This is a genomic window from Streptomyces sp. RGM 3693, assembly GCF_050471125.1.
GTDB lineage: Bacteria > Actinomycetota > Actinomycetes > Streptomycetales > Streptomycetaceae > Streptomyces.
In genome coordinates this window covers 1310815-1327840 of the sequence record NZ_JBMPPQ010000002.1, presented here as the reverse complement: position 1 = coordinate 1327840, position 17026 = coordinate 1310815, and the positions used below count along the sequence as shown (strand labels likewise).

Below are 17026 nucleotides of genomic sequence, written 5' to 3'. Positions count from 1 at the left end.
GCGCTGGGTCAAGGGGCTAGGGCTACGGCTACGGAGGGGCTACGGGGATGCGCAGACGAGTCGACCGTATGGGGACAGGCACCGGAAGCGGCCAGACGGCGAGCAGGCAGAAGGCGAGCAGGCAGAAGGCGACCCGCGAGAAGGCGAGCGGCCAGATGGCACGTTGCGAGACGGCAACCGGCGAGAAGGCGATCGTCGGGAAGGCGAGCGGCCAGGGGGCGGGGCAGGGCGGTGTTGGCGCTGGGGGGCGCGGGGGGCGTGGGCGGGCTGTGCGGGGGGTGGCGGCCGTGGCGGTGTTGGCGCTTGGGGTGGCTGGGTGTGGAAGTGGGAGTGGGAGTGGTGGGAAGGGGGTGGGGAAAGGGAGTGGGGGTGCGGCGCCTACGGTGGCGTTGCCCAAGCTGAGTGGGCAGCGGCTCCAGGTGACGGCGGTCTGGACGGGGGCCGAGCGGGACAACTTCACCAAGGTGTTGGCGGAGTTCGAGAAGCGCACCGGGGCGAAGGTCGACTTCGTGCCCAGCGGCGATGACATGGCCGGTTTCATCGGGTCCAAGATCGCGGGTGGTGGGCCGCCGGACGTGGCGCTGCTCCAGCAGGTCGGGGTGTTGAACGAGTTCGCGGGGAAGGGGTGGCTCAAGCCGCTCGGGGCGGATGCCAAGGCGGAGTTGGCGAAGAACTTCGGCAAGGGGTGGCGGGATCTGGGGGCCCATAAGGGCACTGAGTACGGGGTGTATTTCAAGGCCAGTAACAAGTCGTTGGTGTGGTACAACGCCAAGGTTTTCGAGAATGCCGGGGTTTCCGAGCCGAAGACGTGGCCGGAGTTCTTGAAGGTGGCGCAGACGGTTTCCGAGTCAGGTGTGGAGCCGGTGTCGGTGGGTGGGTCGGACGGTTGGACGCTGACCGACTGGTTCGAGAACGTCTATCTCTCGCAGGCCGGGCCACAGAAGTACGACCAGTTGGCGAAGCACGATCTGAAGTGGACCGACCCCTCGGTCAAGCAGGCGCTGACCACGTTGGGGCAGTTGTTCGGTCGTAAGGAATTGTTGTCGGGGGGCAATGCGGGGGCGTTGCAGACGGATTTCCCGACGTCGGTGACGCAGACGTTCACCGGTGGTGACGCGCCGAAGGCGGCGATGGTGTCGTCGGCGGATTTCGCGGCGGCGAATATCGCGCAGACGAAGGCGAGGATCGGGACGGATGCAAAGGTTTTCCCGTTTCCTGCGGTGGGTGCCAAGTCGCCGGTGGTGACCGGTGGGGACGTGGCGGTGGCGCTCAAGGACGGCAAGGCGGCGCAGGCGTTGCTGACGTTCCTGGCGTCGACGGACGCGGCCGGGATCTGGGCGCGGGCGGGCGGTTTCCTCTCGCCCAACAAGGAGCTGGATCAGGCGGCGTACGGGGATGGCGTGATGCGGAAGATCTCCAAGGCGTTGATCGCGGCGGGTGACGACTTCCGGTTCGACATGTCCGATCAGGCGCCCGCTTCGTTCGGTGGCAAGCCGGGGCAGGGCGAGTGGAAGGACTTGCAGGACTTCCTGAAGAACCCCGGGGACGTGGCGGGTACCCAGCAGCGGTTGGAGCAGGACGCGACCAAGTCGTTCGGGCACTGAGGCGCGGGAACGGGGGCGCGGGCGAGCGGGCGCCGGTGGAGAGCGGTGTGCGCTGCCTCCCTCCGTGGGGCGCCTCCGTTGCGTGAGCGGGCTCCGTGTGTGCGCCACCTCGATGCGTGAAGTACCTCGATCGGGAGCGGGGGTTCGTCAACGATGAGCGATGCGGGCACGGGTGCAGGGGCGGATGCGGTGGCGGTGGGCGCGGCGGAGGTGGGGCCGCCGGCCGGGGGTGGGGTGCGGCGGCGGCGTGCGGTGGCGGGGTCGCGGTGGTGGGTCGCGGCGGTGTTCCTGTTGCCGGCGTTGGTGCTGTTGGGGGCGTTGGTGGTGTATCCCATCGGGTTCTCGGTGTACCGGAGTTTTTTCGATGCGTCCGGTAAGGGTTTTGTGGGGCTGGGGAATTACGGGGCGATGTTCTCGGACGAGGGCATCCGGACGGCGTTGAAGAACAACGTGGTGTGGGTGGTGGTGGCGCCGACGGTGTCCACCGCGTTGGGGTTGATCTTCGCGGTGTTGACCGAGCGGGTGCGTTGGGGTACCGCGTTCAAGTTGGTCGTCTTCATGCCGATGGCGATTTCGATGCTGGCGGCCGGGATCATTTTCCGGTTGGTCTACGACCAGGATCCGCAGCGTGGGGTGGCCAATGCGGTGTGGGTGGCGGTGCATGACACGTTTGCGGAGCCGGCGCCGTTCCCGGGGGCGAAGCCGCGGCCGAACGCAGAGTTGCGACCGTCGGGGGGTGGGGCGTTCACCACGCGGTCGGTGGTGCGGGCGGGGTCGCCGGTGGATCTGCCGTTGGTGGCGGTGCAGTCGTGGGACGTGCGGGGTGCGAGGTCGGCGGTGGTGGCGCGGTCGCGGCCGGGGCAGGTGACCGGTACGGCGTGGCTGGATTTCACCCGTGGGGGTGGGGGGCGGCCGAACGTCATCGATCCGGGTGAGAAGGCGCTGGCCGGTCTGACGGTGGAGGCGGTGCGGGGCGGCCGGGTGGTGGCGTCGGCGGTGACGGCGGCGGACGGGACGTATGCGTTGCCGGCGGCGGAGGCGGTCGGGGCGCGGTTGCGGTTGCCGGCGGCGAATTTCGCGGCGGCGTACCACGGGGTGGACTGGCTGGGTCCGGCGTTGGTGACGCCGGCGATCATCGGCAGTTATGTGTGGATGTGGGCTGGTTTCGCGATGGTGTTGATCGCGGCGGGGTTGGCGGGTGTGCCGCGGGAGTTGTTGGAGGCGGCGCGGGTGGACGGGGCCGGTGAGTGGCAGGTGTTCCGTCGGATCACGGTGCCGTTGTTGGCGCCGGTGCTGGTGGTGGTGCTGGTCACGCTGATGATCAATGTGCTGAAGATCTTCGACCTGGTGTACATCATCGCGCCGGGCTCCAGTCTGCGGTCGGCGAATGTGTTGGCGTTGCAGTTGTTCCAGTCGTCGTTCGGGACGGATGTGGACGAGGGGCTGGGTAGTGCGATTGCGGTGTTCTTGTTGGTGCTGGTGATGCCGGTGATGTATGTGAATCTGCGCCGGATACGGAAGGAGCGCCGTCGATGACGTCGTCGATGTCGGCCGTGGACGGGGCCGCGGGGGCGGCCGGTCGTGGGGTCCGTAGGCGGGGGCGGCGGGCGGGTGGTGGGCCGTCGGTGGTCGCGCGGTTCGTGGCGCGCACCGGGGGTGGTGCGGTGCGGGTGTTCCTGGTGTTGGTGGCGTTGTTCTGGTTGATGCCGTCGGTGGGTTTGCTGCTGTCGTCGTTGCGTAGTCCGGCGCAGATCGCCGGGTCGGGGTGGTGGCAGGTGTTCACCCGGCCCGCGGAGTTGACGTTCGACAACTACAGCCAGTTGTTGTCGAACGGGAAGGTGATGGGGTCGCTGGTGACGACGGCGGCGATCACGGTGCCGGCGACGGTGTTGGTGGTGGTGATCGGGTCGCTGGCGGGTTATGCCTTCGCGTGGTTGGAGTTCCCGGGGCGGGATGCCTGGTTCATGGTGGTGGTGGGGCTGCTGGTGGTGCCGGTGCAGGTGGCGCTGATTCCGGTGGCGAAGCTGTTCGGTGCGGTGGGGTTGTTCGAGACGACGGCCGGGGTGGTGCTGTTCCACACGGCGTTCGGGTTGCCGTTCGCGGTGTTCCTGTTGCGGAACTTCTTCGCGGAGATTCCGCGGGAGTTGTTGGAGGCGGCGCGCCTGGACGGGGCGGGTGAGCTGCGGTTGTTCACGCGGGTGGTGATGCCGCTCGGCGGGCCGGCGATCGCGTCGTTGGGGATCTTCCAGTTCTTGTGGGTGTGGAACGACATGCTGATCGCGTTGATCTTCGCGGACAGTGGGCATCCGCCGATCACGGTGGCGTTGCAGCAGGAGGTGCGGCAGTTCGGCAACAACATCGATGTGTTGGCGCCGGGGGCGTTCCTGTCGATGGTGGTGCCGTTGATCGTGTTCTTCGCCTTCCAGCGGCAGTTCGTGTCGGGGGTGATGGCGGGCGCGGTGAAGTGACACTGCGACCGCCGTGACCGCTGTTGCCGGGGGTGACCGCTGTGGTCGGGGGTGACCGCGGCGGTCGGGTGGCGGAGATGACCGGAGGCGGGGGCGTCGCTCACCTTCCGTTCATGTTGCTGCCCCACGATGGCGCCGCTCCGTGAAACGCATGGTGCGACCGGGGTCCTGCGCGCGAGCGGCCGGATTCCGCTGCCGCGCCGCGCCCTCGTGTCGTACATCGCCCTCGATTCCCGACCGTCTGGAGACGGACCGCACATGACTGCCGTGACCGCAGACCAGAGTGCCGACCACCTGCCGCGCCCGACCCGGTTGTCCGAGGTCAAGGGGTGGTTCTTCACCGCCGATCAGCTGCTCTTCGACTGGTTCCTGCGGCATCAGCAGGACGGTTCGGTGGCGGGTGACCTGTTGGAGCTGGGCGCGTACCTGGGGAAGAGCGCGATCTTCCTGGGTGCGCGGCTGCGTCCGGAGGAGCGCTTCACGGTCTGCGACCTGTTCGACTCGCCGGCCGAGGACGCCTCGAACTCCCGGGAGATGGCGAAGTCGTACGCGACCTTGACGCGGCGCGCGTTCGAGGCCAACTACCTTTCGTTCCATGAGGAGTTGCCGGTCATCGTGCAGGGGCTGAGCTCCTCGGTGAGCGAGCACGTCGCGGCGGGCAGCGTGCGGTTCGCGCATATCGACGCGTCGCATCTGTACGAGCACGTGCACGGCGACATCCTGGCGGTGCGGGAGCTGTTGACCGACCGGGGGGTGGTGGTGATGGACGACTACCGGGCCGAGCACTGCCCGGGGGTGGCCGCCGCCACGTGGCAGGCGGTGACGGACCACGGGCTGCGGCCGATCTGTGTCAGCGGCACCAAGTTCTACGGCACGTGGGGGGACCCGGAGCCGTACCGGACCGCGCTGCTGGGGTGGCTGGCCGGCCGCAATGACGTGTGGCACGAGGTGCAGCAGGTCAACGGTGCGGCGCTGGTGCGGTTGAGTGCCAAGGGTGCGAAGGAGCCGGCGCACCCGGTGTCCCGCCACCAGGCGCCGGAGCGGGCGGCGGTGAAAGCGGCGGTGAAGGCGGCGGGGGTGGCCCGGCCGGCCGCCGCGGGTCCGTCGTCGCGGCCGCCGCGGGGTGTGCTGCGGCGGGTCGCGCGGGATGTGCTGCCGCCGATCGTGACCCGGGCGCTGGTGCGGGCGCGGGGGCGGTCGGGGGCGGCGGGTCGCTGATTCGTCGGGCGGGCGGGTCGGCGGGGTGTGCCGGGCCCGTCCGGTTCAGCCCCGGGGCACCTGGCCGACCAGGACGAAGGAGTTCGCGCGCAGGACCCGTCCGGCGGTCCGGGGCAGCGGGTGGGAGTAGGTGCGTCGGACGGTGAGTCCGGCGGCTTCGGCGAAGGCCCGCAGCAGGGTGAAGTCGGTGAAGCGGACGGGGTCGGGGCCGGCGCGGTGGCCGGCTTCCTGGGCGGTGATCAGCAGGACGCCGCCGCCGGGCCGGACGTAGCGGACGTAGGCGTGCAGCAGGTCCTCGACCTGTTCGTCGTCGAGGTGTTCCAGGACGTGGGCGGTGAGCAGCGCGTCGAAGGCGCCGGGGCGGGCGTGCGGGCCGGCCAGGAAGGCGTCGGCGGTGTAGGCGGTGAGGCCGCGGGTGCGGCAGTGGGCGACGGACCGCGGGTCGTGGTCGATGCCGACGCTGCCGGGGGCGCAGGCGGCGCGGGTGTCGCCGTCGCCGCAGCCGATCTCCAGGACGCGGCCGGGGCCGATCCGGCGCAGTTGCCGGGCGAACGGGGGGCGGGCGGGCAGGAGCCGGGTCAGGCCGCCGCGTTCGTGGCGGGCGGGGAGGCGGACGGTGGAGGCGGCCGGGGCGGTGCCGGCGGGGTGCGGGGGGCGGGCGGCGGGGGTGTCGGGGGCGGGGGCCGCGGTGTCGGGGCGGTCGGTGGCGGCGGAGCTGTCGGTTCGGCCGGGCATCGCGGGGCGGTCACCTTCCTGGGCGGCGGATGGTTGCCGGTGTCCGGCGCGTGGGGCGCCGGGCACGCTGTCCCACGGTCTACGCCATCGCGCGGTCCGGGCCGATCCGCCGCACCTTCGCCTCACCCTTTCAGCGCAGCGCCGGTGACCGGGTCGCCGATGGACGAGTTGAGGGACGAGTTGGCCGCATCGTCCCGTGTGTGACCCGGGGTTGGTCCCGTGGTTCGCCAGTCCGGAAAGGCTCGTCCGCCCATGAAGCCTCGGCTCACCGTCGTCGTCCCGGTCCCACGTGGTGCGGGGTCCGCGCGCCATGTGGAGGAGTGTCTGGAGTCGGTGGCGGCCCAGACGCTGGAGGAACTGGATGTGGTGCTGGTGGATGACGGGCCGGCGGAGGGGGCGCCGCCGGGTCGGTGGCGGCGGTGGGTGGAGCGGGATCCGCGGTTCCGGGTGGTGCACGAGGGTGGCGGGGGCCGGGGCGGGGGGTGGAACGCCGGTGCCCGGCATGTCTTTCCGCATACCGAGTACGTGGCGTTCCTGGCGCCGGACGACGTGTTGCTGCCGCGGGCGTACGAGGATCTGGTCGGGCTGTTGGACAAGTCGGGGGCGGACCTGGCGACCGGGAACGTCTACCGGTTGGGGGCGGCGGGGCGGAGCCAGTCGGCGGACCATCCGGCGGCCCGGGAGACGGTGCTGCGCACCCACGTCGGGGAGGATCCGGCGCTGCTCGGCGACCACTTCGTGCGGAACAAGGTCTTCCGTCGCTCCTTCTGGGACCGGCACCACTTCGTCTTTCCCGAGGGGGAGTGGTGTGACGGGGCGGCGGTGGCGTTGCCCGCGCACGTCCTGGCGGAGGCGGTGGACGTGCTGCACGAGCACGTCTGTTACTGGCGGCTGCCGGAGGGTGCGGGGCGGCACCGGTGGCCGAGTGCGCAGGGGGTGCGGGACCGGTTCGCGGCGGTGGCGCGGATGCGGGCGTTGCTGGCCGATCCGGTGCGCCCGGTGGGTGGGCGGCTGCGGGCGGACTACGACCGGGCGCAGTTGACCGGAGGGTTGGTGGACCTGGTGGCGGCGGTGCCGGGGGCGGCGCCGGAGGTGCGGACGGCGTTCCTGGACTGTGCGCGGGACTTCTTGGCGCGGACCGATCCGCGGCTGTTGCGGGCGTTGCCGGTGGAGCTGCGGATGCGCTGGTATCTGGTGCGGGCCGGGCGGTTGGGGGATTTGGGGACGCTGCTGGCGCATGAGGCGCGCAATCCGGGGGGTTTCGCGGTGGTCGGGCCGCCGTTGCGGCGGCGGGCGGTGCCGCCGGTGACGTTGCCGGCGGGGGTGGTGCGGCTGGAGCGGGCGGACTTCCCGGTGCGGGCGGAGGTCCGGGAGGCGGTGTGGCGGGGCGGGGTGCTGCTGCTGCGGGGGTGGGCCTATGTGCGGAACCTGCCGGCCAGGTCGCGGCACGGTGTGCTGCGGACGGTGGTGCTGTCGTGCGGGCGGCGGCGGATCGTGTTGCCGCTGCGGACGGTGGCGATGCCGGAGGCGACCGCGGCGTCCGGGCAGGAGCTGCACTGTTACGACTGGTCGGGGTTCGAGCTGCGGCTGGATCCGGCGCGGCTGCGCCGGGTCGGGCGGGGCTGGCGGGTGCCGCCGCGCAGCGGCGACGTCGAGGGGCGGTGGTCGGGCGACGGCGGGGAGGACGAGTGGCGGGTGGAGGTGCTGTTGGCGTCGGCGGGGGTGGTGCGGTCCGGGGCGTTGGCGGCGCCGGACAGCGGGTCGGGGGCGGTGCCGGGCGCGTACGAGGGCGCGGACGGGGTGCGGGTGACGCCGCGGTACGTGGACGGGCGGCTGCGGATCGTGGTGTCCCGTGGGGTGCGGCGGTTGGCGGGGCCGCCGCGGGTGGTGGGTGGGGCGCTGGAGTTGGCGGTGACGGCGCCCGGGCCGGCGCCGGTGGCGTTGCGGTTGACGCACCGGGGGACGGGGACGGTGGTGTCGTTCCCGGTGGAGGGCGCGGAGGCCCCGGTCGGCGAGGACAGCGAGGTCGGCGCGGTCACGGTGGGCCCGGATGGGCATGAGAAGGAGACCGGGCACGAGACGGAGACCCGGCACGCGCAGGAGACCGGGCACGAGAGCGGGCGCGGGGTCGGGGTCGTCGTGGCCGGTGGCGCGCGGTGTGTCGTCCGGGTGCGGTTGGACGTGCTGGCCGCGGCCCGGCCCGCGCGGGACGGTGAGCCGGCCGCGGTCCCGCCGCCGCACACCGAGAGCTGGCGGCCGGAGCTGGTGCTGCCCGGCGGCGGCACCGCCCCGGTCGTCTGCCCGCCGGGGATGGCGCCGGTGGCCCATCCGCTGCCGCACGGCCGGGAGGTGGTGGCGACGACGTCGCCGGCCGGGGAGCTGGTGCTCCAGGACCGGGTCCCGCAGGCGTACCTGGACCGGGTGGTGTGGCGGACGGACGGGACGCTGCTGCTGGCGGGGGCGTTGCCGGACGCCGCGCCGCCCGCCCCGGAGCTGGTCCTCAAGCACGACGCGCACGCCACCGAGGTGGTCTTCCCGGCCGTCCACGACAGTGGGCGGTTCCACGGTGCGCTGCCGCTGGCCGCGTTGCCTTCGCTGGCCGGGGAGGTGCCGCTGCGGGAGGGCCGTTGGACGCTGCACCTGCGGGCGCAGGGGGCGGTGGGGTCGCCGCTGGATCCGCCGGTGCGGTGCGCGCCGGCGGTCTTCGACGGGCTGCCGGTGTCGCGGACGGTGCGCGGTAAGCCGTTCACGGTGGACCGGGTGCGGTACGACGAGGTGTTCGTGGCGGCCGGGCCGGCGGTGCCGCCGGTCGACCGGGGTCCGTACCGGCGTCGGGTGCTGCGTGAGCAGCACTATCCGCTGCACCGTTCGCGGCCGCTGCGGGACACCGTCCTGTACAGCAGCTTCGGCGGTCGGGCGTACGGGGATTCGCCGCGGGCGGTGCACGAGGAGTTGGTGCGGCGGGGGATGGACGTGGAACACCTGTGGGCGGTGCGGGACGCGCAGACCGCGGTGCCGTCGTCGGCCCGGCCGGTGGTGGTGGGCAGTGCGGCCTGGCACGGGGCGCTGGCGCACAGCCACTGGATCGTCACCAACACCCATCTGCCGCGCTGGTTCGTGCGGCGGGCCGGGCAGCGGGTGATCCAGACGTGGCACGGGACGCCGCTGAAGCGGATCGGGGCGGACCTGGCGGGGACGCTGTGCGGGGGGTTGGCGCACCTTGCGGCGCGGCCGCGGCTGGGCCGGCAGTGGAGCGTGCTGCTGTCGCCGAACGCGGCGAGCACCCCGGTGCTGCGGTCGGCGCTCGGTTACGCCGGGAAGCTGCTGGAGACCGGGCTGCCGCGGACCGATGCGCTGCACGCCCCGGACCGGGACGAGGTGGCCGCGGCGGTCCGCGCCCACCTGGGTGTGCGGCCGGACCAGCGGGTGGTGCTGTACGCGCCGACGCCGCGCGACGATGTGGCATACGACGCCTCGCACCACCGGCTGCACCTGCCGCTGGACCTGGAGGTGGCGCGGGCGGCGCTGGGCGGGGACCACGTGGTGCTGGTGCGCAGCCATCCGCAGGTGCCCGACCGGCTGCCGGCGCACCATGCGCCGTTCGCGGTCGACGTGTCGTCGCATCCGGACGCGACCGAGTTGCTGTTGGTCGCCGACGTGCTGGTCACCGACTACTCGTCGTTGGCCGTGGACTTCGCGGGCACCGGTCGTCCGATGCTGTTCCTCACCCCCGATTTGGCGCACTACCGCGACACGCTGCGGGGTTTCAGTGTGGACTTCGAGGCGCGGGTGCCGGGTCCGTTGTTGTCGTCGACGGGCGAGGTGGTGGAGGCGTTGGGGGATCTGCCGGCGGTGGCGCGGGCGAGCGCGGAGGCGTATGCGGAGTTTCGGCGGGTGTTCTGTCATCTGGACGACGGTGGGGCGGCGGGGCGGGTCGCGGACCTGGTCATGGAGTGAGCGGGCCGGGGACGGGGAGTGAGTGTCGGGGCCGCGGGGGTGGGGGCGCGGGCCGGTCCGGTGTGTGGTGGCCGGATCGGCATCTCCCGGCGCCCGCGTCGTTACAGCATGTGCCGGCGCCCTTGCGGGGTGTCCGCGCGGGTTGGCGTACGGCCTCGCCCCGGGGTCCGGTTGGTCACGAGACGGCAATGAGGCGGAAAAAGTAGGCGGCCGCTGCAACCGCTCGGCGGTTTTCGCCCTCTGACCCTGGAGGACAGGGGTCCGAACCCGCCCGCGCCAAGAGCTGCTGTCGACACGAAATGTAGATTTAGTGCTTGTGAATGACGCCCTTGAGTCACAGCCTGGGCCCACCCTCACGCCAACCGCGCAGGTCAGCGTCGTCGTCATCGCCTTCAACGATGCCGTGCACGTCGTCGACGCGGTGCGTTCGGCGCTCGCGCAGGGAGACCAGGGAGACGCGGTCGCCGAGGTGGTCGCGGTGGACGACGCCTCCACGGACGGCACCGGTGCCGCGCTGGACGCCCTGGCCCGCGACGAGCCGCGGCTGCGGGTCCTGCACCGCGGCGAGAACAGCGGCGGCTGCGGGTCCCCGCGCAACGACGGGCTGCGGGCCGCCACCGGCCGGTACGTGATGTTCCTCGACAGTGACGACGTGCTGCCGCCGGGCGCGGTGCCGGCCCTGCTGTCCGCGGCGCTCCGGCATGAGGCGCCGGTCGCCGCGGGCGCCTGCGTCCGCCGGGAGCTGCCGGCCCGCCGCGATGTGCCCTGGCAGCCGGCCCTGTACCGCGAGCCGGCCGTGTACGAGCGCCCCGAGGCCGCGCCGCAGCTGGTCCGCGACACGCTCTGCGTCAACAAGCTCTACTCCCGGGAGTTCCTCACCGACCACGGCATCACGTTCCCCGAAGGCCGTTACCACTACGAGGACTTCGTCTTCACCGCGCGGGTGCTGGCCGCCGCCCCGAAGATCGCCACGGTCCCCGACACGGTCTACGTGTGGCACGTCCGGCGGGCCGCCGCGAAGCAGTCGATCTCCCTGGATCGCAAGGACGTCGCCAACTGGCGGCAGCGCCTGGAGGCGCACCGCACCGTCCTGCGGATCCTCGGCGACGCCGGTCGGAAGACGCTGACGCAGGCCGCGGCGACCAAGTTCCTCGACCACGACCTGCGGATGTACGTCCGTGAGCTGCACACCCGGAGCGTCGAGTACCGGGCCGAGTGGTGGCAGCTGACCCGTGACCACCTGGCGGCCTTCGAAGAGGCCGAGCTGTCCGCCGCGCACGCCCCGGCCCGCTGGCTGGCCCGCGTCATCCTGGCCTCCGCCGTCCCCCGTGACCTGGACCGGCTGACGCAGTTGGCGGCCCGGCCCGGTCGGCTGCTGCCGCCGTACGCGACGGGTGACGACGGGGCCCCGGTCTGGTCGGCGGAGCTGCCCGCGGTGCGGTTGGACGGCCTGGCCGCCGGGGACGCGGTGGACGCCGCGGACGAGGACGTGCCGGGCACCGACGCGTCCCCGCGCCTGCCGGTGACCGTCGACGCCGATCCGGTGCTGGGCGCCACCGGCGGGCTGCTGCGGCTCCGCGTCCACGACCTCTACGGCCGGTTGGCCGCGGCCGGCCCGGTCAGTGTCGACATCGCGCTGCACCGCCGCCGCGACGACCGCCCCGGCCCGGTGTACACCGCCGCGCTCACCCCCTCCGCCGACGGCACCGCCTGGACGGCCACGGTGGCACTGGACCTCGCGCCGCTCACCGAGCTGCCCGGGTCGCGCCCCGCCGACCCCGAGCCGTGGGACCTGACGGCAAGGCTGACCTGCACGGACGGCACCGCGATCGGGGTGGGGTTGCGGGCGGTGGGTGCCGGTCTGCGGCGCCGGGTGCTGCCCAGTCGGCGCCGGCTGGTGCTGTTGGCGCAGCCGTACGCGACCACCGGCGGTGCGCTGGCACTGCGGGTGGCGTCCGGGCCGCGCAGTGTCTGGCGGATCGCCGCCCGGCGGCTGCACCGCTGACCCGCATCCTGTTGTCCCTCTGTTCCCTGCCTAGGATTGGCGCTATGTCTTACCTGATCACGGGTGGTGCCGGTTACATCGGCTCCCATGTCGTAAGGGCCCTGCGGCAGGCCGGCGAGTCGGTCGTCGTCCTCGACGATCTGACGACGGGCGTGCGCGCCCGGGTCCCCGAGGACGTGCCGCTGATCGTCGGCTCGACGCTGGACCGCGCGCTGCTCGACGCCACCCTTGCCGAGCACGGCATCACCGACGTCGTCCACCTGGCCGCGAAGAAGCAGGTCGGCGAGTCCGTGGAGATGCCGCTGCACTACTACCGCGAGAACGTCCACGGTCTGCAGACCCTCCTCGAAGCGATGGCCGCCGGTGGGGTGCCGCGTTTCGTCTTCTCCTCGTCCGCCGCCGTCTACGGGATGCCGGATGTGGACCTGGTCACCGAGGACACCCCCTGCGACCCGATCAACCCGTACGGCGAGACCAAGCTCGTCGGCGAGTGGATGGCGCGCGCCGCCGGCAAGGCCCACGGCATCAGCACCGCCTGCCTGCGCTACTTCAACGTGGCCGGTGCCGCCACCCCCGAGCTGGCCGACACCGGGGTGTTCAACATCGTTCCGATGGTCTTCGAGCGGCTCACCCAGGGCGCCGCGCCGCGCATCTTCGGTGACGACTACGACACCCCCGACGGCACCTGCATCCGCGACTACATCCACGTCGCGGACCTCGCCGACGCGCACGTCGCGGCGGCCCGCAAGCTCGCCGAGCCGGGCCCGGTCCGGGATCTGACCCTCAACATCGGTCGGGGCGAGGGCGTTTCGGTCCGCGAGATGGTCGACCTGATCGCCGAGATCACCGGCCATCAGGGGGTCGTCCCCGAGGTGACGCCGCGCCGCGCCGGCGACCCGGCGCGGGTGGTGGCCGCCGCCGACCGGATCAGCAAGGAACTGGGCTGGGAGGCCCGCCACGACGTCCGCGACATGATCACGTCGGCGTGGGCGGGCTGGCAGCACCACCACCCCGAGGCCCGTCAGGGCTGACGGCCCCGCGTCCGCCGTCCGGGCCGCCCGCTCCCGTTCCCGGGGGTGGGCGGCCCGGGCGTTTCCGGGCCCGCGGTCGGCATTGCGCGTCCAGGTCAGGTCCGGGCCCGCGGTCGGGGTTGTGCGTTCAGGGCAGGTCCAGCATCGACCCGGGGTGCAGGACGAGGCGTACCGGGCCGGCCCCGGCCGCGCCGGCCGGGGGTGCGTATCGCGGGAACGCGCCCCCGCTGACCTGCAACCGCAGCCGGTGTCCGGCCTCGAACCGGTGCGCCGTGGCGGTCATCGGCACCACCGCCTCCAGGGGTTCCGCGGCCCCGCCGGGCATCCGCACCAGCCCGTCGCACACATGCACCGAGCGGCCCCGCGGGTCCACGTCGCACAGCCGCGCGAAGACGTCGAAGGCGGCGCCGGCGGCCCCCCGCTCCCGCTCCCCTGTCAGGCGCAGGCGTGCCCCGACCGGCCCCAGTACCTCCAGTGGTTCGTCCAACTCCGGTCCGGTGAACGTCAGCACGTCCGCCCGGGCCTCCAGTGCTCGGTTGTCGCGGCGCCCGCCGCCTTGGGAGAGCAGCGGCCCGCCGACGGACGGGGTCGGGTCGGCCGGGTCGTAGCGGAACTCCCCCACCGGCGCCGTGCCGGCGGGGGCCTGCGGCGCGAGAGCGCCGCCCGCGGACAGGTACCAGGGGCCCGCCGCGGTGCCCGGGGGCGGCGGCCAGTCGGGGAGGTCCCGCCACTCGCCCCCGCCGCCGGCACCGACGTGCACCCGCACCGGCGTGGGCCGCAGCCCCGCCCGGTCACCGCCCAGCTGAGCCCGCAACCACCCCAGGCTCTCCGCGAACACCACGGGCCAGCCCTCCTGGAGCGCCGAGGCGTGCGTCCAGGGGCCGACGAGCAGCGCGGTCGCGCAGCCCGCCCGCCGCAGCCGCCGGTACTGTGCGAGGTTCTGGTCGAGGAAGACGTCCTGCCAGCCGCCGATCAGGCAGGTGGGCACCGTCAGGCGTGCCGCGGCCTGCGCCGTCGACGCCCCGTGCCAGTACGGATCGTCCCGGTCCGTATGGGCCAACGCCTCGGCCAGCCACGGCAGTTCGGCCGCCGGTCCGGTCGCGTACGGCGGCTGCTCGCGGTGTGCGGTGCGCAGCCAGCGCCGCAGCCGCAGCGCCGCCCGCAGCAACGGGCCGACGCCGCGGTGCTGGTGCGCCATCCCGATGCCCGACACCAGCGCGTTCTCCAGGTGGACCGCGCCCCCCGCGTGGAAGTACGCGTACGGGTCGTGCAGCCCGATCTGCACCACCATCGCCCGCAGCTCCGGCGGGGGCTCCAGCGCGAGTGCCCACTGCGCGTAGCCGAGGTAGCTGGGTCCAATCGTGGCCAGTGCCCCGTTGAACCACGACTGCTGCCGCAGCCACGCCACCGTGGCCCGGCCGTCCGCGACCTCGTTCCGCCACAGATGGAAGTCGCCGCCCGATCCGCCCGTTCCCCGGCAGCTCTGCACCACCACGTGGAAGCCCTGCTCGGCGAAGAGGATCCCGTAGAGCGGTGCCCACGGCACTCCCCTGCCGTAGGGCGAGCGCACCAGCAGCGTCGGGAACTCCCCCTGCCCGCGCGGAAAGTAGTGGTCCGTCACCAGCGGGTCGCCGTTCCCGCCCGGCACCGTCAGCCCCGCCTCGCATCCGACCTCGTACGGCCCCGCCGGCACCTTCCGCCATGTCGCCCGCATCCACCGGGCCCTGCGCGCCGGGCGCCCGGCCGGCGCGGTCCACCTCTCCGTCATCGCCACCCCTCCCACCGAAAACCCATTCTCGTACTGCGTACGAGAATAACGGATGCTTGGATGTCCCCGATGGACCGCCCACCGCCCATCCGGGAGAGGAGACCCGCCACCGTGCCCGCGCCCGCATCCCCCGGCGACCGAACCGGCACCCCTGGCGTCGTCGATCCCCAACAGCTCTGGCTGACCCCCGACCGCCCCCGCCGCGGCCGCCGACCCGCCTTCACCCGCGAGGCGATCACCGCCGCGGCCGTCGCCCTCGCCGACGCCGAAGGGCTCGACGCGGTCACCATGCGCGCGGTCGCCGCCCGGGTCGGCGCCGGCGTGATGTCCCTGTACAGCTACGCCCCGGACAAGGAGACCCTGCTGGAACTGATGGTCGACCACGTCAGCGGCGAACTCCTGCCCCCCGCCCCACTCAGCGGCGACTGGCGCACCGACCTCAAGGCCCTCGCCCGCGACCAGCGCGCCCTGATGCTCCGCCACCCGTGGCTGTCGACCGCCCTGACCACCCACCGCACCACCCTCGGGCCGAACACCCTGGTCCAGCTGGAGCACGCCCTCACCGCGCTCCGCCCCCTCCCCCTGGACGGCGCCGCGAAGCTGGAGGTCTTCAGCCTCCTCACCGGCTTCGTGTCCTCCCACGTCAGCCACGAACTCACCCGAGTCGCGGCCACCGACGCCCCCGAACGGGCCGCCGCCGAGGCCCGTTACCTCGCCACCGTCGCCGCCGACGGCCACCACCCGGAACTCGCCCAGGCCCTCGCCTCCCCCGGCCGCCCCCTCACCCCCGAGGCCACCTTCGCGCGCTTCCTGGACCGCCTGGTGGACGGGCTGGACACGCACCCGGGGACGGCGACGGAGACGGAGCCGGGTACGCCACCGCACGCGTGAGACGCCGCCGCCCCGCTGGACGGTATCCAGCGGGGCGGCGGGACGCGCAAGACCTGCGGGAGGGGCCTTCAGTTCGCCGGGGCCTGCCGCCAGGGGCGGACGAACGCGTGCAGGGCCCGCCGCGCCGCCGGGGCGATCACCGGGTCGTTGTCCGGGGTCCCGGCAGGGTGCAGCAGATGGTCGAGACCGGGCAGGACCCGCAGGCCGGGGCCGGTGGCACCGGCACCGGCGAGGGCGGACACCAGGGCCGGCACGGTCCGGCACGGCACCTTGGCGTCCTGCGTACCGCAGGTGACGAGCGTGCGCGTGCCGGGGGCGATGCTCCGGGCCACGGACGGCGGGGAGAGGGCATCGTCGCTGCGCACGAAGTCCGCGTTGACCGGCCCGAACATGCCGTTGAGGACGGCGGCGAGAGAGGGCAGCAGCCTTGCGGTGTCCACCGGGCGCCCGGCCCGGAAGTCCGCGATGGCCCGGGTCAGGCCGCGCTTGTTGAACTCCGCCTGTGCAACGTCGAGTTGGCCGGCCGCGACCGCCCGGTCCAGGCCAGCCGCCAGCTGGAAGTCGATCATGTCCAGCAGCCGCATGCTCTGCGGGGCCAGGAGCGCGAGCCCGGCGGGCTTCGCCGCCACCGCACGGTCGACGAGCAGCGCCTGGAGGCCGCCCTCGCTGTGCCCGACCACGAGCAGTGCGTGCGGATCGGCTTCCGGCTGGGCACGCAGGGTGTCGTACGCGGCCACGGCCTGGCGGGTGTAGGCGGCCATGTCGGGGGCGCTGTGCCGGCCGCCCAGGCCCGTCCGCCCGGTGCCGTACTTGTCGAACCGCAGGCTCATCACGCCGTCCTCGCCGAGGGCGTCGGCGAGGAGGGGCAGGGTGTGCGGGGTGAACCCGGGCGGTTCGTCACCGTTGCGGTCGGTCGGGCCGCTGCCGGGGATCAGGAGGGCCGCGGCCAGTCTGCGGCCCGCTCGGTGGGCGGGGATATGCACCGTGCCGTACGCCGTGGTGCCGTCCGCGGTGAAGTGGACCTCGCGGTCCGCGGCGGGGACGAGGGCGGCGGCCCGGGGAGCCGCGGACGCCCCGGCCGCGCCTAACACCGGTCCGGTGGCGACGACGGCCGCCGCCATGGCCACGGCACACATCCTGCTGCGCCAAGGGGTGCGCGAACGCATCGAGTCTCCCTGTGAGTTGAGGCGGTGAGAGGTGGCAAGGAGGAGAGGTGGGCGGACGGTGGTCCGCCGATCCCCCCTGTCGACCATCTACTTGTTCTAGCTTTTATAGAACAAGTAGCTGCCGCGAGACTACGGGGCGGACACCAAGAACGCGACAAGAACGCGACAAGGAGCTGAAGTTCA

11 protein-coding genes are annotated in these 17026 nt (G+C 73.1%); 8 read left to right on the top strand and 3 right to left on the bottom strand.

Annotated elements, in window-relative coordinates:
* The first annotated feature begins 278 nt into the window (after window positions 1–278).
* The 4 genes from ACO0M4_RS23190 to ACO0M4_RS23175 all read left to right on the top strand — a co-directional run bounded on the left by ACO0M4_RS23190 (window position 279) and on the right by ACO0M4_RS23175 (window position 5290).
* Window positions 279–1604, top strand: a complete 1326-nt coding sequence (locus tag ACO0M4_RS23190) for an ABC transporter substrate-binding protein (RefSeq protein WP_430373909.1) — start codon at window positions 279–281, stop codon at window positions 1602–1604.
* A gap of 153 nt (window positions 1605–1757) precedes the next feature.
* Window positions 1758–3140 carry a carbohydrate ABC transporter permease gene (locus ACO0M4_RS23185; protein WP_430372851.1) on the top strand — a complete coding sequence of 461 codons (1383 nt, stop codon included), beginning with the start codon at window positions 1758–1760 and terminating at the stop codon, window positions 3138–3140.
* Complete coding sequence (locus ACO0M4_RS23180) at window positions 3137–4072, top strand: carbohydrate ABC transporter permease (protein WP_430372850.1); 936 nt, start codon at window positions 3137–3139, stop codon at window positions 4070–4072. Before ACO0M4_RS23185 ends, ACO0M4_RS23180 begins: the two co-directional genes overlap by 4 nt.
* A gap of 258 nt (window positions 4073–4330) precedes the next feature.
* A complete protein-coding gene (locus ACO0M4_RS23175) occupies window positions 4331–5290 on the top strand; it encodes a class I SAM-dependent methyltransferase (protein ID WP_430372849.1) in 960 nt (319 codons plus the stop codon).
* A gap of 45 nt (window positions 5291–5335) precedes the next feature.
* On the opposite strand, the gene ACO0M4_RS23170 is transcribed toward ACO0M4_RS23175, so the two are convergent.
* Window positions 5336–6025, bottom strand: a complete 690-nt coding sequence (locus tag ACO0M4_RS23170) for a class I SAM-dependent methyltransferase (RefSeq protein ID WP_430372848.1) — start codon at window positions 6023–6025, stop codon at window positions 5336–5338.
* Between the two features lie 252 nt (window positions 6026–6277).
* Between ACO0M4_RS23170 and ACO0M4_RS23165 the strand changes: the two genes are divergently transcribed.
* From ACO0M4_RS23165 to galE, 3 genes are all read left to right on the top strand, one after another.
* Window positions 6278–9982 (top strand): CDP-glycerol glycerophosphotransferase family protein, encoded by a 3705-nt coding sequence (locus ACO0M4_RS23165; protein ID WP_430372847.1) that lies wholly within the window; start codon window positions 6278–6280, stop codon window positions 9980–9982.
* Between the two features lie 316 nt (window positions 9983–10298).
* Entirely contained in the window at window positions 10299–11987 is a 1689-nt protein-coding gene (locus ACO0M4_RS23160) for a glycosyltransferase family 2 protein (protein WP_430372846.1), read from the top strand.
* A 44-nt stretch (window positions 11988–12031) separates the two neighbouring features.
* Window positions 12032–13018, top strand: a complete 987-nt coding sequence (gene galE, locus ACO0M4_RS23155) for a UDP-glucose 4-epimerase GalE (RefSeq protein ID WP_430372845.1) — start codon at window positions 12032–12034, stop codon at window positions 13016–13018.
* Window positions 13019–13145: 127 nt separating this feature from the next.
* Here galE and ACO0M4_RS23150 read toward each other — a convergent pair whose 3' ends face one another.
* A complete protein-coding gene (locus ACO0M4_RS23150) occupies window positions 13146–14786 on the bottom strand; it encodes a CocE/NonD family hydrolase (protein ID WP_430372844.1) in 1641 nt (546 codons plus the stop codon).
* 111 nt (window positions 14787–14897) lie between these two features.
* On the opposite strand from ACO0M4_RS23150, the gene ACO0M4_RS23145 reads away from it, so the two are divergent.
* On the top strand, window positions 14898–15677 hold the full coding sequence (locus ACO0M4_RS23145; protein ID WP_430372843.1) for a TetR/AcrR family transcriptional regulator: 780 nt from the start codon (window positions 14898–14900) through the stop codon (window positions 15675–15677).
* Window positions 15678–15745: 68 nt separating this feature from the next.
* On the opposite strand, the gene ACO0M4_RS23140 is transcribed toward ACO0M4_RS23145, so the two are convergent.
* Entirely contained in the window at window positions 15746–16843 is a 1098-nt protein-coding gene (locus tag ACO0M4_RS23140; protein ID WP_430372842.1) for an alpha/beta hydrolase family protein, read from the bottom strand.
* Window positions 16844–17026: the final 183 nt, after the last annotated feature.